The organism is Vibrio aquaticus, from assembly GCF_003970385.1.
In the GTDB taxonomy this organism is placed as follows: Bacteria; Pseudomonadota; Gammaproteobacteria; order Enterobacterales; family Vibrionaceae; genus Vibrio; species Vibrio aquaticus.
On record NZ_RXZH01000005.1, the window covers coordinates 138,842 to 163,776 of the forward strand.

Annotated in this window: 25 protein-coding genes, 1 other RNA gene and 1 pseudogene; 18 read left to right on the top strand and 9 right to left on the bottom strand. The window is 45.0% G+C overall.

All coding sequences use genetic code 11. The features are described from left to right. Nucleotides 1-140: 140 nt before the first annotated feature. Entirely contained in the window at nt 141-893 is a 753-nt protein-coding gene (locus EJ063_RS12710) for a 1-acylglycerol-3-phosphate O-acyltransferase (RefSeq protein ID WP_126574656.1), read from the bottom strand. A gap of 255 nt (nt 894-1,148) precedes the next feature. Next, entirely contained in the window at nt 1,149-2,108 is a 960-nt protein-coding gene (locus EJ063_RS12715) for an L-threonylcarbamoyladenylate synthase (RefSeq protein WP_126574657.1), read from the bottom strand. 215 nt (nt 2,109-2,323) lie between these two features. On the opposite strand from EJ063_RS12715, the gene lhgD reads away from it, so the two are divergent. Continuing rightward, nucleotides 2,324-3,541: an L-2-hydroxyglutarate dehydrogenase gene (lhgD, locus tag EJ063_RS12720; protein WP_126574658.1), complete on the top strand. Its 1,218-nt coding sequence runs from the start codon at nt 2,324-2,326 to the stop codon at nt 3,539-3,541. Here lhgD and EJ063_RS12725 read toward each other — a convergent pair. Continuing rightward, the gene (locus EJ063_RS12725) at nt 3,536-3,952 is read right to left on the bottom strand and encodes a VOC family protein (protein ID WP_126574659.1); all 417 of its coding nucleotides are present in this window, start codon (nt 3,950-3,952) and stop codon (nt 3,536-3,538) included. The two genes, lhgD and EJ063_RS12725, sit on opposite strands and share 6 nt — an antisense overlap. Nucleotides 3,953-4,020: 68 nt before the next feature. Between EJ063_RS12725 and EJ063_RS12730 the strand changes: the two genes are divergently transcribed. From EJ063_RS12730 to EJ063_RS12740, 3 genes are all read left to right on the top strand, one after another. Then, nucleotides 4,021-4,830 carry a M15 family metallopeptidase gene (locus EJ063_RS12730; RefSeq protein WP_126574660.1) on the top strand — a complete coding sequence of 270 codons (810 nt, stop codon included), beginning with the start codon at nt 4,021-4,023 and terminating at the stop codon, nt 4,828-4,830. Nucleotides 4,831-5,217: 387 nt separating this feature from the next. Next, complete coding sequence (locus tag EJ063_RS12735; protein WP_126574661.1) at nt 5,218-5,547, top strand: helix-turn-helix domain-containing protein; 330 nt, start codon at nt 5,218-5,220, stop codon at nt 5,545-5,547. Further along, nucleotides 5,544-6,803, top strand: coding sequence for a type II toxin-antitoxin system HipA family toxin (locus tag EJ063_RS12740; protein ID WP_126574662.1), 1,260 nt, complete (start codon nt 5,544-5,546; stop codon nt 6,801-6,803). Before EJ063_RS12735 ends, EJ063_RS12740 begins: the two co-directional genes overlap by 4 nt. Nucleotides 6,804-7,084: 281 nt before the next feature. Here EJ063_RS12740 and EJ063_RS12745 read toward each other — a convergent pair whose 3' ends face one another. From EJ063_RS12745 to smpB, 4 genes and pseudogenes are all read right to left on the bottom strand, one after another. After that, on the bottom strand, nt 7,085-8,263 hold the full coding sequence (locus EJ063_RS12745; protein WP_126574663.1) for a hypothetical protein: 1,179 nt from the start codon (nt 8,261-8,263) through the stop codon (nt 7,085-7,087). A gap of 716 nt (nt 8,264-8,979) precedes the next feature. Continuing rightward, nucleotides 8,980-9,117 (bottom strand): annotated as a pseudogene (locus EJ063_RS21335) (DUF6538 domain-containing protein); the annotation flags it as partial. A 142-nt stretch (nt 9,118-9,259) separates the two neighbouring features. Continuing rightward, nucleotides 9,260-9,626, bottom strand: a transfer-messenger RNA (tmRNA) gene (gene ssrA / locus EJ063_RS12750). A 67-nt stretch (nt 9,627-9,693) separates the two neighbouring features. Then, complete coding sequence (smpB, locus tag EJ063_RS12755; protein ID WP_126574664.1) at nt 9,694-10,179, bottom strand: SsrA-binding protein SmpB; 486 nt, start codon at nt 10,177-10,179, stop codon at nt 9,694-9,696. Nucleotides 10,180-10,297: 118 nt separating this feature from the next. Here smpB and EJ063_RS12760 point away from each other — a divergent pair, with 118 nt between their 5' ends. Together EJ063_RS12760 and EJ063_RS12765 are read left to right on the top strand one after the other, a co-directional pair. Next, the gene (locus EJ063_RS12760; protein ID WP_126574665.1) at nt 10,298-10,741 is read left to right on the top strand and encodes an SRPBCC family protein; all 444 of its coding nucleotides are present in this window, start codon (nt 10,298-10,300) and stop codon (nt 10,739-10,741) included. Then, complete coding sequence (locus EJ063_RS12765; RefSeq protein ID WP_126574666.1) at nt 10,731-11,084, top strand: RnfH family protein; 354 nt, start codon at nt 10,731-10,733, stop codon at nt 11,082-11,084. Before EJ063_RS12760 ends, EJ063_RS12765 begins: the two co-directional genes overlap by 11 nt. A gap of 36 nt (nt 11,085-11,120) precedes the next feature. Here the strand turns inward: EJ063_RS12765 and EJ063_RS12770 are convergent, their stop codons facing one another. Then, on the bottom strand, nt 11,121-11,591 hold the full coding sequence (locus EJ063_RS12770) for a zinc ribbon-containing protein (protein ID WP_126574667.1): 471 nt from the start codon (nt 11,589-11,591) through the stop codon (nt 11,121-11,123). Nucleotides 11,592-11,748: 157 nt separating this feature from the next. Here EJ063_RS12770 and leuS point away from each other — a divergent pair, with 157 nt between their 5' ends. From leuS to lipA, 12 genes are all read left to right on the top strand, one after another. Beyond that, complete coding sequence (gene leuS, locus EJ063_RS12775) at nt 11,749-14,337, top strand: leucine--tRNA ligase (RefSeq protein ID WP_126574668.1); 2,589 nt, start codon at nt 11,749-11,751, stop codon at nt 14,335-14,337. Nucleotides 14,338-14,512: 175 nt separating this feature from the next. After that, nucleotides 14,513-15,169, top strand: a complete 657-nt coding sequence (locus tag EJ063_RS12780) for an LPS-assembly lipoprotein LptE (RefSeq protein ID WP_126574669.1) — start codon at nt 14,513-14,515, stop codon at nt 15,167-15,169. Nucleotides 15,170-15,177: 8 nt separating this feature from the next. Further along, nucleotides 15,178-16,191, top strand: a complete 1,014-nt coding sequence (gene holA, locus EJ063_RS12785; protein ID WP_126574670.1) for a DNA polymerase III subunit delta — start codon at nt 15,178-15,180, stop codon at nt 16,189-16,191. A gap of 71 nt (nt 16,192-16,262) precedes the next feature. Next, nucleotides 16,263-16,580, top strand: a complete 318-nt coding sequence (gene rsfS / locus EJ063_RS12790; protein ID WP_126574671.1) for a ribosome silencing factor — start codon at nt 16,263-16,265, stop codon at nt 16,578-16,580. Nucleotides 16,581-16,583: 3 nt separating this feature from the next. Further along, on the top strand, nt 16,584-17,054 hold the full coding sequence (gene rlmH, locus EJ063_RS12795; protein ID WP_126574672.1) for a 23S rRNA (pseudouridine(1915)-N(3))-methyltransferase RlmH: 471 nt from the start codon (nt 16,584-16,586) through the stop codon (nt 17,052-17,054). Between the two features lie 6 nt (nt 17,055-17,060). Continuing rightward, nucleotides 17,061-18,947 (top strand): penicillin-binding protein 2, encoded by a 1,887-nt coding sequence (gene mrdA / locus EJ063_RS12800; protein WP_126574673.1) that lies wholly within the window; start codon nt 17,061-17,063, stop codon nt 18,945-18,947. A gap of 1 nt (nt 18,948) precedes the next feature. Then, nucleotides 18,949-20,070, top strand: a complete 1,122-nt coding sequence (rodA, locus tag EJ063_RS12805) for a rod shape-determining protein RodA (RefSeq protein WP_126574674.1) — start codon at nt 18,949-18,951, stop codon at nt 20,068-20,070. Then, nucleotides 20,071-20,853 carry a septal ring lytic transglycosylase RlpA family protein gene (locus tag EJ063_RS12810; protein ID WP_126574675.1) on the top strand — a complete coding sequence of 261 codons (783 nt, stop codon included), beginning with the start codon at nt 20,071-20,073 and terminating at the stop codon, nt 20,851-20,853. It begins immediately after the preceding gene. 90 nt (nt 20,854-20,943) lie between these two features. Further along, nucleotides 20,944-22,122: a serine hydrolase gene (locus EJ063_RS12815; protein WP_126574676.1), complete on the top strand. Its 1,179-nt coding sequence runs from the start codon at nt 20,944-20,946 to the stop codon at nt 22,120-22,122. A 149-nt stretch (nt 22,123-22,271) separates the two neighbouring features. After that, complete coding sequence (gene ybeD, locus EJ063_RS12820; RefSeq protein ID WP_004415161.1) at nt 22,272-22,550, top strand: DUF493 family protein YbeD; 279 nt, start codon at nt 22,272-22,274, stop codon at nt 22,548-22,550. A gap of 178 nt (nt 22,551-22,728) precedes the next feature. Then, nucleotides 22,729-23,376, top strand: coding sequence for a lipoyl(octanoyl) transferase LipB (lipB, locus tag EJ063_RS12825; protein ID WP_126574677.1), 648 nt, complete (start codon nt 22,729-22,731; stop codon nt 23,374-23,376). Between the two features lie 29 nt (nt 23,377-23,405). Beyond that, complete coding sequence (lipA, locus tag EJ063_RS12830; RefSeq protein ID WP_126574678.1) at nt 23,406-24,371, top strand: lipoyl synthase; 966 nt, start codon at nt 23,406-23,408, stop codon at nt 24,369-24,371. 89 nt (nt 24,372-24,460) lie between these two features. Here lipA and EJ063_RS12835 read toward each other — a convergent pair whose 3' ends face one another. Beyond that, the gene (locus tag EJ063_RS12835) at nt 24,461-24,889 is read right to left on the bottom strand and encodes a type IV pilin protein (RefSeq protein WP_126574679.1); all 429 of its coding nucleotides are present in this window, start codon (nt 24,887-24,889) and stop codon (nt 24,461-24,463) included. Between the last annotated feature and the right edge of the window lie 46 nt (nt 24,890-24,935).

The window sequence follows — 24,935 nt, forward strand, 5'->3', positions numbered from 1 at the left end:
TTACGACAAGTCGCTAGGCGAGAAATGCGAGGGCTTAGCAGTTTTTAAAGTAATTTATCGACTTCTCAGTAGGTTATCTGCGAGTGATTCCCTATTGCTTTCCTAGTGAGAGCTGAATTACCTACTGGGAGCAGAATTGTCTACTGAGGCGCTTGAGTTGGCTGTTTTTGCGTTTCAAGCAGAGTGACCTCCGCATCAAGCTCAGCGATCTTTTGTTCCATTAGCTGATGGCAATGATCGGCCAAAGCGCGTGCATCATTGATGGTATAGCCAGTGACGTCAATAGGCTCAAGCATTTCAGTAATCACCACGCCATTATTACGGCGATTTAAGTTGATCTTATTGTGGGTGGTGCTGACCACCATTGGCGTAATTGGCACACCTGCTTCAATCGCCATACGAAAAGCGCCCGTCTTAAATGGCAATAGTCCACGCCCTTTACTGCGCGTGCCTTCAGGGTAAGCCCAAACAGACAAATCACGCTGGTGGATCGCTTCGGCGACCTGTTTAATCGTGTCGCGCGCTTTGGACTTATCTTGACGATCAATCAAGATGTTGCCTGTAATCCAATACAGTTGACCGAAAAATGGCACCCAAATCAGTTCCTTTTTGCCTAAAGAAACCGTGCGCGGTCGTAACATCCCCGGTGAGGTGACAAAGTCATAAACGCTTTGGTGATTAGAGATATACACGCTGTTGTTTGGCGTCGGTGCATGCTCCAATCCACGCTGGATAAGCTCAATTCCGACCAGTTTATGCAGTTGGTTAAACCAGCGACAGAAGAAGTAGACGTGCTTGGGATTTCTTGGGCTAAACAGGCAATAGAGCAACGCAAATAAGGTGGTAAACACCACAAAGATCCCAGCCAAGATAAGACGAATAATAGTCAGCACAACACACTCCTCGATTAAACCTATCGGTGAATTTAGAGTTTTAGGTCTAGTTAACTAAATTGCAACATTTTTGGTGGGAGGTTTAGTTAGACGATGAAAAGGTGTGAAGTGGGATCGAAAAATAGCCAGATATCTTATTTAACTCATTATTTTAAAAGGAAAAAAGGTGAACACTTGTTCGCTGAGTCTTAGCTGAGGGGGAGTCTGTTAGTGATGAAAAAATAAAAAGCCCAGCGTGAACTGGGCTTAGAATGATTACAGCTTAGATTGAGCTCGATTCAATCGGTCATGAACCGCAAACCACTCTTCGCTCACTGGTGGGCGCTCAACCCAGATCTCATCACAGCCCCATTTATCAGCTTCATCAAGCGCGCGGTAAAGGTCATGCGAGTACTGCGCGACATCTTGTGGCATCAGCTTAGATTTAAAGCCTAGTGAAGCTTCAATTGCAGAGTAGTGTAAACAAGCGATGTTGTTGCCGTTTGCTGATTCAATATCGCTAAGATCAACCAAGCGTACTTTAGTATTTGGCTGATAGTGGCTAGTGACATTACCAGGTACTGCAACCGCGTGAGCTTTAGGCGCGAGAACTTCTTCATCTAAAGTCTCTGCTAGTTGTGTCGCGGTCACTGGGCCTGTGCGAAGCACTCGAAATGGCTTTTGAGTCAGGTCGATAATGGTCGACTCTAGGCCGTGAACACAATCACCACCATCAAGTACCGCAGCAATTTTGCCACCTAGCGAGTTCATCACATGCTCTGCGGAAGTTGGGCTTAGCTTTTTGTATGGGTTTGCTGATGGAGCCGCCACTGCCATACCTGAAGATAGCAGTGAAGCAAAAACATCGTGCGCTGGCATGCGAATACCAATCGTGTCTAAACCACCGGTTACTACTGGCGTCGCTTGCTCTGCTTTGTTGAGTAGTAGCGTTACAGGACCCGGCCAGTAAGCGCTGGCAATAGTATAAGCTTCTTGAGGAATGTCCGTTGCCCAGTCAGTCAATTGCTCCACACTGCCGATGTGAACGATCAGTGGGTGGTTTGCTGGGCGACCTTTGGCAGCAAAGATTTTTTTCACTGCTTCAGGGTTTGAAGCATCGGCAGCAAGGCCATAAACGGTCTCGGTCGGAATCGCAACAAGTTCGCCAGAAGCGAGAATCTCTTTGGCTTGTTCAATATCTTTACTATTGCTTGATGCAAGGTGTTGCGTCTTCAATGTCTCTTCCTCAAAGAACCGATGGATAAAAATCTGAGCCGGCTATTTTAACCATGTTTCACAAAGTTTCGATGTTTAATTGAACATGAATTGTATCGATTGATAATATTTCGCTATATAACGACTACTTTCAACTGTTTAGCGGCTAAGAAAGTTTCTCTACGTGTGAAAGCTTGCTAACCAATGTGCTTAATTGAGCCAAAAGGGACAAGAAATTGAAGCAAACTTACGATTACATTGTTGTTGGCGGCGGGATTGTTGGCGTGTCGACGGCTTGGCAGTTACAGCAACGTCATCCAAATAGCTCGATTTTGCTGCTTGAGAAAGAGCAACGCTTATCGTCTCACCAAACAGGGCATAACAGTGGTGTGATTCACGCTGGGGTGTATTACGCACCTGGCAGTCTAAAAGCCGAGTTTTGTAAAGCGGGCGTCGCGGCGACCACCGAGTTTTGTCGCAAGCATTCTATTGCGGTTGAGAATTGCGGCAAGCTATTAGTTGCAACTACCCCCCAAGAAGTCGAGCGTATGAACACATTATTCAAACGCTGCCAAGACAACCAAATCGACGTTGAACTGATTGATCAGCAAGAGCTAAAGCGCAGAGAACCGAACATCACTGGACTCGGTGCGATAGCCGTCTCTGCAACCAGTATTGTCGACTATCGTAAAGTGACCCAAGCCATGGCGCAGGAGTTCCAACAAGCGGGCGGCGAGATACAGCTAAGTAGCGAAGTGATTGGTATTAGTGAATATGCAGACTGCGTCGAGGTTAAGGTTCACAGCCAATCTCAATCTTCCATTTTAAGCGGACGCTTCTTGGTGTCATGTTCTGGGTTAATGGCCGATAGAATCACTAGAATGATGGGGCTCGAAACCGACTTTCAAATCATTCCTTATCGCGGTGAATATTACCAATTACCCGCAAAGCATAACCAAGTGGTGAAACACCTCATCTACCCAATTCCAGATCCTGACTTGCCGTTCTTAGGTGTGCATTTAACTCGGATGATTGATGGCAGTGTGACCGTTGGGCCGAACGCAGTGCAAGGCTTCAAGCGAGAAGGGTATGGGCGTTTTAACTTTGATTTCAAAGATACCCTAGAGATGCTGAGCTTTACCGGATTTTGGAAGGTGACGGCCAAGCATTTTAAAACCGGGCTGGTGGAGTTTAAAAACTCTTGGTCGAAAGCGGGCTATCTAAAGCTGGTTAATAAATACTGCCCACAGATAGAGGTTGAAGACTTGCAGCCGTATCCTGCTGGTATAAGGGCACAAGCCGTGCTCAAAGATGGCAGCTTAGTGCATGACTTTTTGTTTGCTGAAAGCCCGCGCTCTTTGCATGTTTGTAATGCACCCTCACCAGCGGCAACCTCTGCTATCCCGATCGGTGGTTATATTTGCGATAAGATTGCAGACAAGCAAAATCTATAACTGCGGTTTTAGCTCAACCACATTCCCTTCAGGATCTTCTATATAGATAGATCGGCCAAAGCCTTGCGCGCCGTATCTTTCTACAAAGTCATTGGTAGTAATACTGTGTGACTCAAGGTAGTTACGTAGCTGTTGCTCATCAAACTCGCTTGTTTGCAGGCAGAAATGATCAACGTTGCGCCCGTTTTGTTCGGGTGCTTTCCCTCCTAGTTTTCCCAACTCACTCTCTACTGTCACGATGTCGATCAGTGCATTACCTGCTCTGAGTTGGGTTAGGCCCAATTCGGGTAGCTCTCTTTCTATTGGGCAAGCAAGAATGTCTTGATAAAAGGCGAGCATTTTCTGTAGGTTAGAAGTTCTTAACACGATGTGGTCGATAGCCAGTATTTGGATAGGGCTTTGGCGAGTCATCGTTGGTATCCCATTAAATTTGATTACATACAGTATAAGACCTACTGCATGAGGCAGAGGAAATAATAATGAAGACTATAACGTTAGGTGCATTACTCGCTCTTTTTAGTGCCAGCAGTTATGCAGGCAGTGCGCAGGTGTCTGAATGGCAATGTGACATGATGTATAAAACAGGTGTCTTGGCTCAAGGCGCGCCTGTTGGGTGCGACCGATTAATGAAGGTTGATTTCGATTACGTTAACTTCGCAGGTAAAACAGAGCAGGGCAGTATGATTGTTCTCGATGTGGTTGCCCCGTCAGTCGAGCGTATTTTTGCCGAGTTATATCAGCGTAAATTTCCGCTCCACTCTGCGCGATTAATGCGTGAGTTTAAAGGGGACGATAATGCCTCGATGGACGCCAACAATAGCAGCGCATTTAATGCTAGGGCGATAACGGGTGGCAGCAGTTGGTCTAAGCATGCTTATGGCGTAGCGGTAGATATCAACCCAGTGCAGAACCCATTCTTAGAGTTTGGAGATAATGGCACTATAAAAGTGAAGCCGACTCAATCTGCAACTCAGTACATCAACCGAACGCAGTTTCGTGCTCGCTCAGAGTTAAGCCGAACAGGTATGGCTGAAGAAGTCGTCGATCTATTTGCTCATCACGGATTTCTTATTTGGGGCGGGGATTGGAACACACCTATCGATACTCAGCATTTCGAAGTTGGCTCAAGGAAGTTCGTCAATCAATTAGTCTCCAAACCTAAGCCAGAAGCGACGAAACTGTTCAACCGTTACATCGACTCATACCGAGCGTGCTACCAGCAAAACAAAACGCAAGGTGCTGAGAAAGCGCGAGCGATATGTGCTTATAAGACAGTGAAAGCGTATTAGGTTAGTACTAATGTTTAGTACAACGAGTGGATTTCATTGGTGATAGAAAACAAAAAGGCGCTAACTCAAAGAGTTAGCGCCTTTCCAAACGTTTGGTGGAGCTGGCGGGAGTTGAACTTGATCTCTAACTATCTGTTTTTCATTAATTTGTATTGATTTGATTTTTACTGGTGTATCTTTCGGTGTACCTATTCTTTCCGGTTACCACCATTTTCCCCCAAATAGGGTGCACTTCCTCAGAATCTAAATCTCTCATCTATCTCAACGGAACAACTCCTGAGTTGTTCATGATACAAAATACAATTTTAAAGTTGTTAGAGGGGGTATTTACAACTAATATGTTGTTTATGGTGACTGGTACAACAATAGAGTTGTTTGAGGTGTGTAGTGAAGAATATTGATGAAATTGCAGTGCTGCTTACCGAGCAACGTAAAAAGCAGGGTATCGAGCAAAAAGACATGTACATGCGAATCGGCATGAAGCAGCAACAGTATCAACGTATTGAAGCGGGTAATGACGTAAAACTATCTACCTTGCTCAGAGTGCTGGAAGGGCTGGATTTAGAGCTTTCTATTGTTCCAAAGGGAGATAAAGCGTCTCCTTCCCTAGTCGAGAGGGTACTAGATAGCCAAAGTGAACTTGGCAAAAGTAAAGGTAGGCTAGAAGATGACTCTGATGACCTTGGGTTTTGGTTTGACTCAGAGGATAACTCATGAGTAAGCAGTTTGAGAAAGTTGAAGGCTTAAACATCCAACTACACGGTAGCGATGTTGCTGTCATTGCGCATTATGCTGGTGGGAAAAACATACTGACCTTCAATCCCGAATTTGTTGCGCTGCCAGCTGATAAACGGCCTGTTTTTACCTTGAGGCAACTGCGCGATCCAGGCTATTTAAGTAAACCTCAGATTCGGACCGATAAGATCCCACCTGTATTATCCAATCTGTTACCAGAGGGAGCATTGAGAGAGCTGACAGCCAAAGCGCTCCAATGCCACGTAAACAACGAATTTTCAATCCTTGCCTATTTAGGCTCTAACTTGCCAGGAGCACTAATCGCTAAGCCGATAAAAGCGGGTGATGTGCCCGATTGGGCGTTAGAGCAGCGATTATCGACAGAGCCTCAACAAATCAATGTTAAACATGCTGATACCAAGTTTTCATTGGCAGGCGTACAAATGAAGTTTTCCTCGTCACATCTAGATGGCCGATACCATATCGATCAAGAGATTTCTGAGGATATGTGGATTATTAAAACCCCATCCACTGTTCACAAAGGTGTACCTGTCAATGAATATACCTGTATGAAGCTGGCTGAGACGGCGGGGGCAGAGATACCTGAAATACGACTAATTGAACTGGAAGAGCTTGAGGGGTTACCCAGTATTAAATTACCGGATGAGAAATATGCCTATGGCATCAAGCGATTCGATCGTAGTGGCGAAGGGCGTATCCATACTGAAGATTTTGCTCAAGTATTTGGCCTTTACCCTTCGGACAAATATCAACGGGTTAACTATGAACAACTAGGCAACGTGCTCTATCAATCTAGCTCTGAACGATTGAAAGACATTCAGCAGATGGCAAGAAGGTTATTGATTAACATCTTGCTAGGAAACGGCGATGCACACCTTAAAAACTGGACGTTGATTTATAGTGATGCTTACTCCCCGCGCTTATCGCCTCTTTATGACGTGGTGTTCACCTCTCCGTATATAGAAAATGACAGCCTTGCACTGAACATGGTAGGAACCAAGCAATGGTTTGAAATCACCATGAAACACTTTGAAGTGTGGGCTGAGAAATCTGGAGCACCGTGGGTTGCGATTAAGCCACATCTGATTGATGTGATGAACCTGGCTCGAAAAAACTGGCCTGATTTGCTGCAAGAGCTTCCCATGGAGGAAGGGCAAAAAGGCGCGCTAAAGAAACACTGGGGCAAGTTGAGTGATGACTTCAGAATTCCCCTGTAGACGTAAAAAAGAGAACTAGATGAGCAAGTTACTTAATCTAGTAGACTAGGGGAGGCTCTAGCTGATCACCTATTCATCTCGATAGGTATAAACAGCCAACGCATTATCTATTGTAAACAAAAAGACGCTAACTCAAAGAGTTAGCGTCTTTCCAAACGTGCTGGCGTAAGTTGAATCCAAAGTCTATTTTATTGATTTTTAAACCTTTTCTTTGGTTTGTTTTTTTGGGAATACTAAGTGTAAACGGTATCTGTAATTGAGCTAGCTCTTTAGTCATGTATCTACTTTTCAGTACTTTTTTCAACTCGACTAAGTAGATTTGGGACAAGAGTTTGGCTCCAGCCTGCCACAAAGCTGAGTCCAAGCATGATCCATAGATCATCGGCAAACTTTCCCATCACCAAGTTAGCTTGTGTCAGCACTGTCAAAATGAAACCACAAATAATGCTAACAATTAGCTTTACGGAGACCTCAGATAGAAAATGTGTAATTTTTAGGTGAGCACACTGCTTTACAAGTTGTTTGTCTATGAGAGAAAAGAATAAACCGCCTAGAGTAGAGCTACAAATCACACGCAATACAAATTGATAATCTTCTGAGTTTGGATTGATTGATGTGATGAATGTAGCGAGTATGGCTATTGAAAACAATACAATAGTCAAGATCAGGTTTCGGGATTCTTTCTTTTCAATTTGGTGGGCAATTTGTCCTTTTAGTCTACCTTTAGCTTGCTCTACATCTCCTTTAAAGGCATCTACCACTGCATTAACGACTATGTCTGAATATTCATTTCTTTCTTTATCAGAGTGGGTATAAGTTTCAAGCTCATCTCTCAGGGATTGTAGCTGCTCTAAGTCTTTATGTGCATCTAGATTGTGATTAATACTTGAATTCATAGCATGATAACATGTTGAGATCTTGCCTTTTGAGCTGAGATATATCTGATAATTTGCTGAGTTAACAACAAGTTTTCGATCACCACTAGCCAAGCTTTCATCATAGGTTTCTGCGGGCACATACTTTATCTTCGGAGAAACCAAGTTTAGTGTTTTTGTTTCACTTAGGTAGCCTCTGAACTTTACGTTATGCACGCTTGAGAAAGACTCTGCAAGTCTATTTCTATCCCCATGAATTTTGTCAGCAATAGTAAAAACTATATTGGTAAATGCCAGTGGCTCGTCATGTAGTCTGCTACGACTGTAATCTGCTGCAATTGTATCGATAATGGGTTTGATTTGGTGGTACTCACTATAAAAGTTGTCATCTATTTCTTGAGCTGCAATTACCATGTGGTACATCATGTGTTGAATGTCTACGACAATGGCAACTCTGTATGGTGATGAGACCTCTTCATCATTACTTAAAAACTTGTAGTGACCAGTTACTTGAGGAATAACCACTTCATCTACAGCTGCGAATGTACCGCAAAAAAACTTAATTAAGTCGACAAGATCATTCATTAAGTAGTCTTCCTACAAATGGTTGTTGGGGGGATTGTGAGGTAAGAATACTGAATATTCGGTATTCTTTCGTTGTCCCACCACTCAAAACTTCATCTGCATTTAGAACATTGGAGTATGTGGCTGTTTACTTGTTTTGTTTTCTAATCAATGGATTAAGTGGTTATTACAGCTACCTAATATAAGTTGTTGATAACAAGCTTTCTTGGTTTAGTGATATGTGGATATGTGGATATGTGGATATGTGGATATGTGGATATGTGGATATGTGGATATGTTATCAATATGTAAGCTAGCGTCCAAGGCGGCAGTTTTAGCACCAGTTAAGTAAATAAAGAAGGGTATAGGAATCAAGTAATTAATAAGCCTCTTTTAAACTAGCCTTTGACCTGTAGCTCTTGCTGAGTGTTCTAATATAGCGTTTCATGGTGGTGCAACGTTAGTAGTCATTTAGTTCTTCATTCAACTAGCCCAAATTGACCATAGCTTATAACATAGGCTCTCTGTACCTCATGCCCTATCTGACGCAATTGACTTTAGCCTAGTACCACTAAAAGCAATTTTACGTTTTGATAACGTACTTTGCTTATCTCGTTTCGATTTAGTCGCAACTTTAGCTTGGTAGCTGGTTGTAGTGGTCAACTAAAATCGGGCTTTGTCGCTTTCTTTTCTATGGCTGGTGGCTTTGACACTGACCAAAGTTCATTCCGTGAGAGCTAGCCCATCACTTTCTTTCTAATGGATAGCTCTAACTCAAGGGCTAAAAGCTTAGCCTCGTGCTTACAAGATGTCTTAAGCGATCTTTTTATTTCAGATCTGTTTTCAAATAGAGGACGTTGTTGGCGAGGAAGCTGATATCGGAAACACTAGTTACCTGATGTTGATAAGGTCAAATATCGCATGTTTAGTACCAATTATTAGTACAAACAGCTCAGATATTGATTGTTAAAATAAAAAAAGGCGCTAACTCAAAGAGTTAGCGCCTTTCCAAACGTTTGGTGGAGCTGGCGGGAGTTGAACCCGCGTCCAAAAACCATTCATCATTGGTACTACATGCTTAGTCGATCTTTAATTTCACCACCCACCTGCGAACCGACACGCTAGTAAATGGCTATCCTGAATTAAAATTCGCCGTTCATCTCTCAGGCGGGAGAATCCGGGCTAGCGCGTTTGGGTTTGATCTCTCGTTGGTCCCCGTCTTACGTGCGGAAGCTAGGGCGAGAGAGCTCTGAGCAGGTTATTAAGCTGCTAGTGCGTAGTTTTCGTCGTTTGCGACTATTTTTTTGCGGCTTTTTACGTGGCCAACCGCCCCACGGCATGCACCTCAGACTTCAAAATTCCTGTCGAATCCTAAATCAGCCCCGAAGTGTTACTCGCATAGTACCAGAAAAGTGTAACCTGTCTAGCCTTGTGCGTTTAAGTGCTCAATATTAGCGCAATGAACTCTTCATTACGCGCGCTTTTTCGCGAGCCCAATCTTTTTCTTTAAGATCAGTACGTTTATCGTGCAGCTTCTTACCTTTCGCGACACCGATTTTTATCTTCACCCAAGAGCGAGACCAGTACAGTGAGAGAGCAGCAAGTGTCATGCCTTCGCGGTTGATACGACCTAACAGGTTGTCCAGTTCGCGGCGGCTCATTAGTAGTTTACGAACACGAGTCGGGTTAGCGACAACGTGAGTCGATGCTTGTTGAAGTGGAGTAATAGTCATGCCACTGACAAAAGCTTCACCGTCACGCATAAAGACGTAGCTTTCTGCGATATTGGCTTTGCCTTCACGAAGTGCCTTAACTTCCCAGCCTTGTAGCTCCATGCCGGCTTCAATTTCATCGTCGATAAAATATTCGTGGCGAGCTTTCTTATTTAGAGCGATGGTATTGCTACCCGCTTTTTGTTTAGATTTTTTCTTTGCCATAATAGCTGCATTATACGGTTAGGATGTGAGTTAGGAAATCCCTTTATTTGCGCTGAGTGCAAATAAAAGTAAAATTGCATCATGCTTGAGGTTCAAGCAGAGGTTAAGAGGAATCAATATGAAGCAAGTCAGCCGTTCTGCATTGGTGTCATTTAGTGCCGAGCAGATGTTCAATCTCGTGAATGACGTGGCGAGTTACCCAGAGTTCTTACCGGGGTGCTCAGGCTCGCGTGTGATTGAATCAAGCTCAGATGCGATGGTGGCTTCCGTTGACGTTGCAAAAGCAGGGATTAGCAAAACATTTACCACATCCAACGAGTTAGTCGGTGGCGAAGCTATCTTGATGAATTTGGTTGATGGGCCATTTAAAAGCTTGAAAGGAGGCTGGTTTTTTACCCCTCTTGATGAACAAGCGTGTAAGGTCGAGCTCAAGTTAGAGTTTGAGTTTTCCAGCAAAATGATCGAAATGGCTTTTGGTAAGGTCTTTAATGAGTTGACCAGTAATATGGTTAATGCATTTACTCAGCGTGCAAAACAGGTGTACCCAGCTTATGAGTATTGAGTCTGACATGATTCATGTTGAGGTGGTATTTGCACTGCCTCAAGAACAGCGTGTGTTTACGTTGGTCGTAAATAAAGAAATGACGGTTGAAGAGATCATTGCACAGTCAGGTGTACTAGAGCTCTACCCAGAAATTGACTTGAAAGAGAATAAGGTCGGGGTATTCAGTCGTAATGTAAAACTCAATGCGACGGTACAAGATAAAGACCGCATTGAGATTTATCGACCACTACTGGCCGATCCAAAAGAGATTCGCCGTAAACGCGCCGAGCAAGCAAAAGAGTCGGGCGCAGCAGACCCAGTCACAGGTGGGAAAAAGAACCCACTTAGAAAGCAAAATTAAACAGTAGGGAGGCCATATTCATGTCCTCCCTTCTTTTTATGGTTTGAGTGGTTGGCGACTAAACCCTTTGCAGCCACATTTTGTACACGGAATGATGACGGTTGGGTGGTTGTATTGAGTCTTATGCCCGCAGTCATCACAGACCAAATTACCTAAGCCAATCACTTCCCCTGCCTGATAGAGCCCTTGATGCTCCAAGTCTTGAAATAGCTCTACCCATTCGACTTTCGTTCGGTCCGTAATATCCAGTAAGCCTTGCCAAATAGAGTCTGCAACCATCAGATAAAATGGGCCGCCTTTAGAATCTTCATAGTTGTCTGCGAACTCTTTTAAATCGGATTTCACATACGCAGAAACCAGTGCCATTTCATCTTTGGTTAGGTCATTGGCGGCTTGAGCCACTTTCCCTGATGTTTCGATGACGTGGTTCACTTCATCAGGGCTATGTTTGAGCGTCTCTACCACGTCATCTAGCATCTCTTCATAACCCGCTTTACGTTTTGGCATAGCGCACCTCCTCAAGATTCGAATCCATGTGTTCCCCTAAATACAAGTATGACGGGGATAGCTATTGTTGTACCTCGCTCCTTTAGGTATTCTATGACGATCTATTTAAGTCTGTTCTAACCGAACTCACAAATTCCAAGATAACTGGACATCATCGATGCAAGAACAATACAACCCGCAAGATATTGAACAGAAAGTTCAACAGCACTGGGACAACAACAAGACCTTTGTTGTAAGTGAAGACCCAAATAAAGAAAAATTCTACTGTTTATCTATGTTCCCGTACCCAAGTGGCCGACTGCACATGGGTCACGTGCGTAACTACACTATCGGTGATGTAGTCTCTCGTTTCCAACGCCTGCAAGGGAAAAACGTAATGCAACCAATCGGTTGGGATGCGTTCGGTCTACCAGCAGAAAACGCAGCAGTGAAAAACAACACGGCACCTGCACCATGGACTTACGAAAACATTGAGTACATGAAGAACCAACTTAAGCTTCTAGGCTTTGGTTACGACTGGAACCGTGAGTTCGCAACATGTACCCCTGAGTACTACCGTTGGGAGCAAGAGTTCTTCACTAAGCTTTACAACAAAGGCCTAGTTTACAAGAAAACTTCATCAGTTAACTGGTGTCCAAACGACCAAACTGTACTGGCTAACGAGCAGGTTGAAGACGGTTGCTGCTGGCGTTGTGACACACCTGTTGAGCAAAAAGAAATTCCACAGTGGTTCATTAAGATCACTGAATACGCTCAAGAGCTACTAGACGATCTAGACAACCTAGATGGCTGGCCTGAAATGGTTAAGACCATGCAGCGCAACTGGATCGGTCGCTCTGAAGGTGTTGAACTTAAGTTTGAAGTTAAGGGTCAACAAGACCTAGAAGTTTACACAACACGTCCAGACACACTAATGGGTGTGACTTATGTGGGTATCGCAGCAGGTCACCCTCTTGCAGCAGTAGCAGCAGAGAACAACCCAGAGCTTGCAGCGTTCATCGACGAGTGTAAGAACAACAAAGTAGCGGAAGCGGAACTTGCGACAATGGAGAAGAAAGGTATGGCGACTGGCCTTACTGCTATTCACCCATTGAACGGTCGTGAAGTACCAGTTTACGTCGCTAACTTCGTACTGATGGACTACGGTACAGGCGCTGTAATGGCAGTGCCTGCACACGACCAACGTGACTACGAGTTCGCGACTAAGTACGGTCTAGACATCATCCCTGTGATCAAGCCTGCTGATGACAGCGAGCTAAACATCGCTGAAGAAGCGTACACTGAGAAAGGTGTACTGTTCGATTCTGGTGAGTTCGACGGTCTTGAATTCCAAGCGGCATTCGATGCAATCGCAGCGAAACTAGAAGCTGAAGGAAAAGGTACTAAGACAGTTAACTTCCGTCTACGTGACTGGGGTGTATCTCGTCAACGTTACTGGGGTGCTCCAATCCCAATGGTAACCACTGAAGATGGTGAAGTTCACCCAGTACCTGCTGACCAACTCCCAGTGATTCTTCCTGAAGACGTGGTAATGGACGGCGTAACTAGCCCAATCAAAGCTGACAAAGAGTGGGCGAAGACAACGTTCAACGGCGAACCTGCTCTACGTGAGACAGACACGTTCGATACGTTCATGGAATCTTCTTGGTACTACGCACGTTACTGTTCACCACAAGCTGATGACATCCTAGATCCAGAAAAAGCAAACTACTGGCTACCAGTAGACCAGTACATCGGTGGTATCGAGCACGCTTGTATGCACCTTCTGTACTCTCGCTTCTTCCACAAACTACTACGTGACGCAGGTTACGTAACCTCTGACGAGCCGTTCAAGCAGCTTCTATGTCAAGGTATGGTTCTAGCGGATGCGTTCTACTTCGAGAACGACAAGGGCGGTAAAGAGTGGGTTGCACCTACTGACGTTGCAGTAGAGCGTGACGGTAAAGGCCGCATCACTTCTGCAAAAGATAACGAAGGTCGTGACGTATCGCACTCAGGCATGATCAAGATGTCTAAGTCGAAGAACAACGGTATCGACCCACAAGAGATGGTAGACAAGTACGGTGCTGACACAGTACGTCTATTCATGATGTTTGCATCTCCAGCAGACATGACGCTTGAGTGGCAAGAATCTGGTGTAGAAGGGGCTAACCGCTTCCTGAAACGTGTTTGGAAACTGGTTAACGAGCATGCATCAAAAGGCGCAGCGGAAGCCGTTGATACATCAGCACTGTCTAGCGACCAAAAAGCACTACGTCGTGACGTTCACAAGACTATCGCGAAAGTGACGGATGATGTTGCTCGTCGTCAAACGTTCAACACAGCCATCGCTGCGATCATGGAACTGATGAACAAGCTAGCGAAAGCGCCTCAAGAATCAGCGCAAGATCGTGCAATTCTTGATGAAGCACTAAAAGCGGTCGTTGCAATGCTTTACCCAATCACTCCGCACATCTCTTACGAAATGTGGGCGGGTCTTGGTCAAGGTTCTGAAGACTTAGTTGATATCGACAACGCAGCATGGCCTACATTTGACGAGAAAGCGCTAGTTGAAGACGAGAAGCTCATCATCGTTCAGGTTAACGGCAAGCTACGTGCGAAGCTAACAGTACCTGCAGATATCTCTAAAGATGATATCGAAGCGCTAGGTCTAAACGATGAGAACGTTACTAAGTTCACAGAAGGTAAAACAGTACGTAAAGTTATCTACGTACCGGGTAAACTTCTAAACATCGTTGCTAACTAAGCACGGCTGTAACGAAAAGTGCGAACTAATCGCCGATAAATAAGTCATAAGCAGGGTAGCTCTAGTCTAGAGAACTAAAGAGTCGCCCTGCTTTATTTATCTTAAGGTTTTAGCCTCAAACTATGAGCCATAGAATCGTAAGATAAGTATTCCAATAATCGAGAGCCCTATACCCATGTTTCATAGCGCATCACGCCTGATTTCCAAATCATCAATCAAGCTTACTAGTGTTGTTCTAATGGCAAGCCTTCTATCGGCTTGTGGTTTCCATCTACGTGGTGATTACTCAATCCCTGATGAGTTAGAAACCATGTCATTAACCAGTTATGACCAATACAGCACTTTCACTCGCATGATGAAAGGCCAATTACGTCAAAGTGAAATCAATGTGGTTGCGCCAGCGGCGAATGTACCGAACTTGCACCTAGTGAGCGAAGGTGTGGGTGAGCGTACTCTTTCTCTGTACCAAAACACGCGTGCAGCGGAAAAAGAACTGACGTTCCGCACTTCTTACCGTGTGACGATTCCTGAACTTGGCTCAAAAACCTTCTCAACCAGCGTAACTCGTAGCTACCTAGATAACCCGTTAACGGCTCTAGCGAAGTCGGTTGAACGTGACATGATCGAAGATGAAATGCGCAAACTGGCCGCGTCTCAAATCATTCGTCAGATGGCGCGTTTAAAAGCGAATATTGAAGCGGGTTCAATGGAGCTAGAAGAAGAACTTGAGCAAGAAGCCTCGCTAAAAGCGGATGAAGAACAGTACCGAGTAAAAACCTTCTACACCGAAGAAACTCAAGAACCAGTCTCTACTGACGCAGCAACGAATTAATCACGATTATGCGAATTTTCGCCGACCGTTTAGTGGAGCAGCTCAATAAGCAGCTCCACCCAACTTATCTTATCTTTGGCAATGAACCACTCCTGATTCAAGAGTCTCGCCAAGCCATTCAAAAAGCGGCTTTCGCCCAAGGCTTTGAAGAGCGCCACCGTTTTGCTATCGACAACTCGCTTGATTGGAACTCAGTCTATGACTGCTGCCAAGCGATGAGTCTATTCTCTGCCAGACAAATCATTGAACTCGAATTGCCAGAGGCGGGCGTTAACGCTGCGATTGCTAAAGAGTTGGTGGCCGTTTCAGAGATGCTGCACAGCGATCTTATTCTAGTATTGATTGGTAGCAAGCTGACTAAAGCGCAAGAGAATGCCAAGTGGTTTAAAGGTTTATCGTCTTCTGGCTGTTGGGTGAATTGTTTATCGCCAGATATTCAGCGCTTGCCTCAATTTGTTCAGGCCCGCTGTCGCGCATTAAGTCTCAAGCCTGATCAAGAAGCCGTGCAGATGCTTGCCCAATGGCATGAGGGGAACCTATTTGCGTTAACGCAGAGCTTAGAGAAATTAGCTCTGCTTTACCCTGACGGTGTGTTGAACTTAGTTCGTCTAGAAGAGTCTTTGAGCAGACACAATCACTTTACGGCTTTTCACTGGGTTGACGCGTTATTGGCAGGTAAAGCCAAGCGTTCGCAACGAATCCTCCGCCAGTTAGAGGCGGAAGGGGTCGAAAGCGTTATTTTGATTCGCACTATCCAGAAAGAGCTGACACAGTTACTGAACATGGCCAACCAAATTCAGGTTAAGCCAATTGGCCAGGTGTTTGAGAGCTATCGCATTTGGCAATCTAAACGACCACTTTACTCTTCGGCCATGAATCGCTTATCGCCGAGAAAACTGATCCACTTACTTCAGTTACTCGCCAAAGCGGAATTGTTAGTGAAAACTCAATACGAGCAGTCTAGCTGGCCACTATTGCATCAGTTAAGTGCCGAGATTTGCTTGCCAGAAGTGAAGCTATAAAAAGCGTGATATACTTCGCCGCCGCATAAAATGAAACCTGTGGAATACCACCAATCAACGAGGACAACACCTTGCAACTTGAAGAGTTAAATCATTTTCTTGCTGATAAAGCAGATGATATGAAAGCACAAGACATCAAAACCATCGATGTTCAAGGCAAATCAAGTATTACTGATTTCATGATCGTTTGTACTGGAACATCGAAGCGCCATGTTGTTTCTATCGCGGAACACGTTGCAAAAGAATCTAAGCTAGCAGGTTTAGAGCCATTAGGCATGGATGGTGAAGCTGAAGGTGAGTGGGTTGTTGTCGATATGGGCACAACGATTGTTCACGTAATGCAAGAAGAACACCGCGAGCTTTATCAACTTGAGAAGCTTTGGGGCTAAGCAATGAAGATTCAATTGATTGCTGTTGGGACAAAAATGCCAAAGTGGGTTGAAGAGGGGTTTCAGGAATACAAACGCCGCTTTCCACATGACATGCCATTAGAACTTGTTGAAATTGCAGCCGGAAAACGCGGAAAAAATGCCGATATTGCAAGGATTTTGCAAAAAGAAGGCGAAGCGATGCTTGCTGCAGTGCCAAAAGGCAATCGAATTGTTACTCTCGACATCCCTGGTAAGAAGTGGGATACCCCACAACTGGCAGAACAGCTTGAAAGCTGGAAGCTTGATGGTCGCGATGTGTCGATCCTTATCGGTGGTCCAGAAGGTCTTGCGCCTGCGTGTAAAGCAGCCGCTGACCAAAGCTGGTCTTTATCTGCATTAACATTACCACACCCATTAGTGCGGATTGTTATGGCAGAAAGTTTATACCGAGCGTGGAGCATTACAGCTAACCACCCATACCACCGAGAATAACGATAGATGTTGCGAAAGCGTACCCAGATAAGGGATTACCAAGAGGAAGCACGGCTGTTTAGTAGTCGTGCGATTGTCGCTTTCCTTGGTATTGTGGTTATGATGGGGCTTTTGGTCACCAACCTCTACAACATCCAAGTTAATCAATACCAAGATTACAAGACACGCTCTAACGATAACCGAATTAAAGTCGTTCCGATCGCGCCCAACCGTGGCCTTATCTACGATCGTAATGGCAAGTTGCTGGCGGAAAACCGTCCTGTTTTCAGCTTGGAAATCACGCCTGAAAAAGTGAAAGACATGGATGATACTATCCTACGTCTTCAGCAAATCCTTACCATCACCCCAGAGCAAGTTGAACGCTTTAAACGAGAGCGTCGTCAGACTCGCCGTTTTAAATCTGTACCGATCTTAAACCAGCTGACTCAAGAGCAATCGGCCAAGTTTGCGGTTCAACAGCACAACTTTCCTGGTGTTTCTATCAATGCCGCGTTAAAGCGCCACTATCCATACGGTGAGGTGCTAACTCACGTAATTGGTTATGTTTCGCGCATCAATGACAAAGACATACAGCGCCTGATTCGAGAAGATAAAGATGCCAACTACCAAGCTACTCGAGATATCGGCAAACTGGGTATTGAGCGTTACTATGAAGATATGCTGCATGGTACTGCCGGATACCAAGAGGTAGAAGTAAACAGTCGCGGGCGTGTTATTCGCACATTGAAGTATGTGCCGCCAGTGCCGGGCAAAGACATTGTTCTTAACCTCGATATTGATCTTCAACTCTATATTCACAAGTTGCTTGATGGTCGTCGTGGTAGTGCCGTGGTACTTGATCCTCATGACAACGGTGTATTGGCTATGGTGTCGAGCCCAAGTTACGACCCGAATGCGTTTGTCCATGGTATTTCCGGTAAAGCCTATCGAGCACTGTTGAACGATAAAGATCGCCCGCTGGTCAACCGTGCCACCTTAGGTATTTATCCTCCTGCTTCAACGATTAAACCGTTCATGGCGGTCGCGGCGTTGCAAGAAGGGGTGATCACTCCGTACACAACTCGAAATGATCCCGGTTATTGGAAGATTCCGAACTCTAAGACTCGACCTTTCCGAGATTGGTTAGCGTGGGGACATGGCAAAGTCGATGTAGTGAAGTCAATCGAAGAATCCGTTGATACCTTTTACTATCAAATCGCTTATGACATGGGCATTGACCGTATCTCTCGCTGGATGATGATGTTTGGTTTCGGTGATTACACCGGTATTGATATTCATGAAGAGAGCAAGGCGAACATGCCGACACGTGAATGGAAAATGGCCCGTCATCGTGTGCCTTGGTATCAAGGTGATACGATTCCAGTCGGGATTGGTCAGGGTTACTGGACTGCAACACCAATGCAGATCGCTAAAGCGACATCAGTATTGGTTAATCGAGGACAGCGTGTAGCGCCTCACTTGCTCAGAGCAACCATCGTCAATGGGCAGAAGTTTGAAAAACATGAACTGTCAGGTTTAGAAACTTATACCTATCCACCTGTTGAAGGCGTAAAAGAACGCTATTGGGATTTGGCGATCGAAGGTATGCGTTTAGTTAACCACGGTAAGAAAGGCACCGCACGCCGATCTTTCACCAAGATGGATTACATGACGGCAGGTAAGTCGGGAACGGCGCAGGTGTTTGGCTTAGGCGAAGATGAAAAATACAACGCTGATGAAATTGCAGAACACCTACGTGACCACGCATTATTTACCGGTTTTGCGCCAATTGATGACCCAGAGTTGATCGTCACGATCGTACTTGAAAATGCGGGTGGTGGCTCGTCACAAGGCGGCCCTGTGGTGCGAAGAATCTTTGATCATGTTGTATTAGATAAGAAAGAGGCGAAATGATATGGATCTGAATCCAGCAACCGGTGAAAACCGCGCTTTCTTCGAACGTTTTCACCTCGATTTGCCTTTGTTGCTCGGTATTTTAGTACTGATGGGATTTGGCTTAGTGGTCATGTACAGCGCCAGTGGTCAAAGCTTAGCGATGATGGATCGCCAAGCAATGCGCATGGCGTTGTCACTGGGCGTTATGTTGATACTGGCGCAAATTCCTCCGCGAACGTATGAAGCGTTAGCGCCGTTAATGTTTGTGGGCGGGGTCGTGCTCTTACTTGGTGTTCTCTTTTTCGGTGAAGCATCGAAAGGTGCCCAGCGTTGGTTGAACTTAGGTTTTGTCCGTTTCCAGCCATCTGAGCTACTGAAACTGGCCGTGCCTTTGATGATTGCACGTTATATTGGTAAGCGCCCACTACCACCGACCTTCCAAACCTTGGTGATGTCTTTGGTGATGGTGTTTGTACCAACCATTTTGATCGCTAAGCAGCCGGACCTTGGTACATCTATCTTGATCGCAGCATCGGGTATTTTTGTAATCTTCCTTGCCGGTATCAGCTGGAAGATCATCTTTGCTGCCGCTTGTGGCTTAGGTGCTTTCTTACCGATTCTGTGGTTCTTTTTGATGCGAGAGTACCAAAAAGTTAGGGTAAGAACCTTATTCAACCCTGAGTCGGATCCACTTGGCGCCGGTTATCACATTATCCAAAGTAAGATCGCCATTGGTTCTGGAGGGATGTCGGGTAAAGGTTGGCTGCAAGGTACTCAATCTCAACTTGAGTTTCTTCCTGAGCGTCATACGGACTTCATTTTTGCGGTAATTGCAGAAGAGTGGGGTTTAATTGGCATTCTTATGCTTCTCAGCCTTTATCTGTTCATCATTGGTCGCGGTCTGGTATTAGCGAGCAAAGCACAAACGGCCTTTGGACGAATGATGGCAGGCAGTATCGTATTAAGTTTCTTTGTTTACGTATTCGTAAATATCGGCATGGTGAGTGGTATCTTACCGGTCGTTGGTGTACCTCTTCCTTTGGTGAGTTATGGTGGTACGTCTATGGTCACCCTGATGGCGGGCTTTGGCATTTTGATGTCGATCCACACACATAGAAAAGCATTTTCTAAGGCAATATAAATGATAAACAAGCAGTTACTGCTCTCAACGGTATTAGCAAGTCTGGTATTAGCAGGGTGTTCTTCATCTCCATCGAAGCGTTATTCTATTGATGATGATGTTGCACCGGATGCGCCGATCAGTGTTGACCATATTGAAGATGCGACACCACAATATGAACCATACAGCTTAGGGGGTAACAGCAATTACACCCTGCGCGGAGAAAGTTATACCATCATCAAAGAACCAAACGGCTTTAAGCAAGAAGGCAAAGCGTCTTGGTATGGGAAAAAGTTTCATGGTCATTTGACGTCGAATGGCGAAATCTACGACATGTACTCAATGACGGCAGCACATAAAGAGTTACCGATTCCGAGTTATGTCAAAGTGACCAACAAAGATAATGGCAAAACAACGATTGTACGCGTTAATGACCGTGGACCTTTCCATGAAGGTCGCATTATCGATTTGAGTTACGCTGCGGCGTTAAAGCTGGATGTGATTCGTACCGGGACGGCGAATGTGGCCATTGAAGTCATCACCGTTGATCGACCAACCCAAGCGCACAAGCAAGAAGCGTTGCCCAAGTTTGTGGTGCAAGTGGCCTCTTCAAAACATCAAGATCGCGTTGAAACTTTAGCGCAAGACTTGAGTCAAAAGCTATCGGTGAAGAGTTACGTTAACTCGGGTGAGAGCATCCACCGTGTATTTTTAGGCCCGTTCAACGATTACATGTTGAGCCAAAAAGCCTTAGAACAAGTGAAAGAGTTGGGATACACCAGCGCTTTTATTAAATCCCACTAGTCCTCAATCCAGTGTCGTTAGCTTGCTGCACTGGCTTGAGTGATTGATTCTGTTAAGATATGGACAGTTAAAGATAAACCTGTAGTCACTATGAAAAAAACATCACTAATAAAATCAGTGTTTGCGTCATCAATTGCGCTTTCTGCAACTTTCGCATCGTCTGCTTTCGCTTCACCTATTGTTGTTCCTGATGCGCCTCAAATCGCCGCAAAAGGTTACGTTTTGATGGACTTCCATTCTGGTAAAGTTCTAGCAGAGAAAGAGATGAACACGAAGCTTTCTCCTGCGAGCTTGACCAAAATGATGACCAGCTATGTTATCGGTCAAGAGCTAGAGCGTGGCAACATCTCACTTCAAGATGACGTAACGATCAGCAAAAACGCTTGGGCGAAGAACTTCCCAGATTCTTCTAAGATGTTTATCGAAGTTGGCACGACCGTGAAAGTGGAAGAGCTAAACCGAGGCATTATCATTCAATCAGGCAACGATGCTTGTGTGGCAATGGCTGAGCACATTGCGGGCTCTGAAGATGCGTTCGTTGACCTAATGAATGCATGGGCTGATACGATTGGTATGAAAGACACGCACTTTGCTAACGTGCATGGTCTAGATAATTCAGAACTGTACTCAACACCTTACGATATGGCTCTGCTTGGTAGCGCATTGATCCGTGACGTGCCTGATGAGTACCGCATCTACTCTGAGAAGAAATTTACTTACAACGGTATCACGCAGTACAACCGTAACGGTCTGTTATGGGATAAGAGCATGAACGTTGATGGCATTAAAACAGGTCATACAAGTAATGCGGGTTACAGCTTAGTAAGCTCAGCGACTGAAGGTAAAATGCGCCTAGTAGCGGTAGTGATGGGCACTAAGAATGCGAACGCTCGTAAGTCTGAAAGCAAAAAGCTACTGAGCTACGGTTTCCGTTTCTTTGAAACAGTCGCACCACATAAAGCGGGTGAAACGTTCGTAGAAGAAAAAATCTGGATGGGCAGTAAAGATACGGTTGCACTGGGTCTAGACCAAGATACTTACGTGACGCTCCCTCGCGGCCAAGCGAAGAGCCTTAAAGCAAGCTTTATCCTTGAAAAAGAGCTAGAAGCCCCAATTATGAAGGGTGACGTAGTTGGTAAGCTATACTATCAACTAGAGGGTGAAGATATTGCAGAGTACCCACTTCTGGCGCTTGAAGACGTAGAACAAGGCAGCTTATTCAGCCGTCTATGGGATTACATCGTGATGCTATTTAAGAGCTTCTTGTAATAACTGCATAACGCTTTTCAAAAAAGCCGCCTAGTGCGGCTTTTTTATTTTTTGAACAATTGAGTGTGAATGGCTGCTTCTTGAGATCCTTGTCGATAGACAGTACTATTCCGCGCAGAAAATAACGACTTTCAACTTGGAGTTCCAACATGCTGAACATTAACTCAGACGCTAAACTGAAAGACCTGCTTGAGTTCCCTTGTTCTTTTACATACAAGGTTATGGGCTATGCAAAGCCTGAGCTGCCAGAGAAGGTCCTAGAAGTGATCCAACGCCATGCACCAGGTGATTACAGCCCAACAGTTAAGCCAAGTGCTAAGGGTAATTACCACTCGGTATCAGTGAACATCACTGCTACTTCAATCGAGCAGGTTGAGACCCTATATAAAGAACTGGGTGAGATCGACATCGTACGCATGGTTCTGTAATTTAATTTGAATCTATCAAATTATTTTGAAAGCAGCGTAAGCTGCTTTCTTTTTAGATATCAGATAGATAAAAATCCTGCAAAATCTCTAGGGTTAAAAATGTGTTACTGGCATATAGTTCGATCGTCAGAAGCAGTTTATAATCCTTCCACTTTATGAATCGATGATGGAAAGCGGAATGCAAAACCAGCTTGTAGTGAAACATCTAGGAAGACAAGATTACGAGCCCATTTGGCGCGCAATGCACGACTTCACAGATAACCGAACGGATGAGACCGCCGATGAAGTTTGGCTCGTCGAACACAATCCTGTTTTCACTCAAGGTCAGGCTGGCAAAGCTGAGCATTTGATCAACACTGGTGACATTCCCGTAGTACAAAGTGATCGAGGTGGGCAGGTGACATACCATGGTCCTGGTCAACTCGTGGCGTACTTTTTGATCAACCTTCGTCGTAAAAAAATAGGTGTACGAGATCTCGTCACGCACATTGAGAACCTCGTAATAAGCACGCTAAAGGCATACAATATCGATTCTGCTGCGCGACCTGATGCACCGGGCGTGTATGTAGACGGAAAAAAGATCTGTTCATTAGGATTGCGCATCCGTAAAGGGTGTTCGTTCCATGGTTTGGCGCTAAACGTGAATATGGACCTTTCGCCATTCTTACGTATAAACCCATGTGGTTACGCTGGAATGGAAATGGTGCAAGTGAGTCAACTTGGTGGACCTAGTGACATTGCTACAGTAGAAGATCAGCTTGTTAAAGAACTGGTTTCGCTACTGGGTTATGATCACGTTGAGTTGACGACACAAGCAGGCCAATAAGAAAAACAGTAACGAGAAGTAAGAGAAGCATGAGTAAACCAATCCAAATGGAAAAAGGCGTTAAATACCGCGACGCTGACAAAATGGCACTGATTCCTGTAAAGAATATGCCAACAGAGCAGAAAGAAGTTCTTCGTAAGCCGGAATGGATGAAGATTAAACTTCCAGCGGATAGCCAGCGTATTCAGGATATTAAATCAGCAATGCGCAAAAACAACCTGCACTCTGTTTGTGAAGAGGCTTCATGTCCTAACTTAGCGGAATGTTTTAACCACGGTACTGCTACGTTCATGATCCTTGGTGCTATCTGTACTCGTCGCTGTCCGTTCTGTGATGTTGCCCACGGTCGTCCACTTGCGCCAGAAACTGGTGAGCCACAAAAACTGGCGAAAACGATTCAAGATATGAAACTGAAGTATGTTGTGATCACTTCAGTAGACCGTGATGATCTACGTGATGGCGGTGCTCAACACTTTGCTGATTGTAACCGTGAAATCCGCGCGCTAAACCCAAACATTAAGATTGAAACACTGGTTCCTGACTTCCGTGGTCGTATGGACGTTGCTTTGGATCTGATGAAAGACAATCCGCCAGATGTTTTCAACCACAACTTAGAAACTGCTCCTCGCTTGTACCGCAAGGCTCGCCCAGGTGCGAACTACAAGTGGTCACTACAACTGCTTAAGAAATTCAAAGAGCAGCACCCTGATATCCCGACTAAATCAGGGATTATGATGGGCCTTGGTGAAACGAAAGAAGAGATCGTTCAGGTACTTAAGGATCTGCGTGAGCATGGTGTAACAATGCTTACTCTAGGCCAATACCTAGCGCCAAGTCGTCACCACCTACCTGTTGAGCGTTACGTACCACCTTCAGAGTTTGATGAACTAAAAGAGATCGCATTGGAGCTAGGCTTCACGCATGCGGCTTGTGGTCCATTTGTTCGCTCTTCGTACCATGCAGATTTACAAGCGCAAGGTGTGGAAATCAGCTAATCGAGCTGCTTAGAAAAAACCGCGAATTTATCGAAAGGTCTAGCCATTGTGCTAGACCTTTTTCGTTTGGCTAATGTCAGTTTTTATCTTTACCAACAAGCCGTAGGCGTACTCTGCCCGATGTTATTGAGAGTGATCTCTGTATAAGTATTGCCAGAGCACTCATCAGTCAATTGAGCACCTTGGGCTGTCGCCTTGATGGTGTAGCTAGAAATGGAGGAAGAGACGGCAATAGCAAACTGAGCGCTATCAACCTCGCAGAAACTGCAGTTACCTCCAGAGAGGACACTTTGAGCCGCAGAGGCATAGTTGCCTTGGTAAGCGCGCTCCAGTTCAATTTGTATTTTGGCGAGATCGGCGATTGCACTAACTCGGTGAGCTTTCAAAAGATGGGAGGTATAACTGGGATAGGCGATAGTCGCGAGTATCGCAATCACCGCAACAACAATCATTAATTCGATCAGTGTCATCCCTTTTACTCTTTCTTTGCGTTTATTGCAGTTATTTTCTCGAATCATTTCGAACGCTTCCTTATGATTTTACGACTATTTTTCTCAGGTGTTA

Excerpts from the sequence above, each read along its gene's own strand:
- EJ063_RS12835 (WP_126574679.1), bottom strand. The coding sequence starts at position 24,889 with ATGATTCGAGAAAATAACTGCAATAAACGCAAAGAAAGAGTAAAAGGG.
- EJ063_RS12770 (WP_126574667.1), bottom strand. The coding sequence starts at position 11,591 with ATGCCAAAACGTAAAGCGGGTTATGAAGAGATGCTAGATGACGTGGTA.
- EJ063_RS12740 (WP_126574662.1), top strand. The coding sequence starts at position 5,544 with ATGAGTAAGCAGTTTGAGAAAGTTGAAGGCTTAAACATCCAACTACAC.
- EJ063_RS12765 (WP_126574666.1), top strand. The coding sequence starts at position 10,731 with ATGAGTATTGAGTCTGACATGATTCATGTTGAGGTGGTATTTGCACTG.
- EJ063_RS12725 (WP_126574659.1), bottom strand. The coding sequence starts at position 3,952 with ATGACTCGCCAAAGCCCTATCCAAATACTGGCTATCGACCACATCGTG.
- leuS (WP_126574668.1), top strand. The coding sequence starts at position 11,749 with ATGCAAGAACAATACAACCCGCAAGATATTGAACAGAAAGTTCAACAG.
- rodA (WP_126574674.1), top strand. The coding sequence starts at position 18,949 with ATGGATCTGAATCCAGCAACCGGTGAAAACCGCGCTTTCTTCGAACGT.
- mrdA (WP_126574673.1), top strand. The coding sequence starts at position 17,061 with ATGTTGCGAAAGCGTACCCAGATAAGGGATTACCAAGAGGAAGCACGG.
- rlmH (WP_126574672.1), top strand. The coding sequence starts at position 16,584 with ATGAAGATTCAATTGATTGCTGTTGGGACAAAAATGCCAAAGTGGGTT.
- EJ063_RS12815 (WP_126574676.1), top strand. The coding sequence starts at position 20,944 with ATGAAAAAAACATCACTAATAAAATCAGTGTTTGCGTCATCAATTGCG.
- EJ063_RS12760 (WP_126574665.1), top strand. The coding sequence starts at position 10,298 with ATGAAGCAAGTCAGCCGTTCTGCATTGGTGTCATTTAGTGCCGAGCAG.
- ybeD (WP_004415161.1), top strand. The coding sequence starts at position 22,272 with ATGCTGAACATTAACTCAGACGCTAAACTGAAAGACCTGCTTGAGTTC.
- holA (WP_126574670.1), top strand. The coding sequence starts at position 15,178 with ATGCGAATTTTCGCCGACCGTTTAGTGGAGCAGCTCAATAAGCAGCTC.
- EJ063_RS12810 (WP_126574675.1), top strand. The coding sequence starts at position 20,071 with ATGATAAACAAGCAGTTACTGCTCTCAACGGTATTAGCAAGTCTGGTA.
- EJ063_RS12730 (WP_126574660.1), top strand. The coding sequence starts at position 4,021 with ATGAAGACTATAACGTTAGGTGCATTACTCGCTCTTTTTAGTGCCAGC.
- lipB (WP_126574677.1), top strand. The coding sequence starts at position 22,729 with ATGCAAAACCAGCTTGTAGTGAAACATCTAGGAAGACAAGATTACGAG.
- EJ063_RS12780 (WP_126574669.1), top strand. The coding sequence starts at position 14,513 with ATGTTTCATAGCGCATCACGCCTGATTTCCAAATCATCAATCAAGCTT.
- smpB (WP_126574664.1), bottom strand. The coding sequence starts at position 10,179 with ATGGCAAAGAAAAAATCTAAACAAAAAGCGGGTAGCAATACCATCGCT.
- lipA (WP_126574678.1), top strand. The coding sequence starts at position 23,406 with ATGAGTAAACCAATCCAAATGGAAAAAGGCGTTAAATACCGCGACGCT.
- EJ063_RS12745 (WP_126574663.1), bottom strand. The coding sequence starts at position 8,263 with ATGAATGATCTTGTCGACTTAATTAAGTTTTTTTGCGGTACATTCGCA.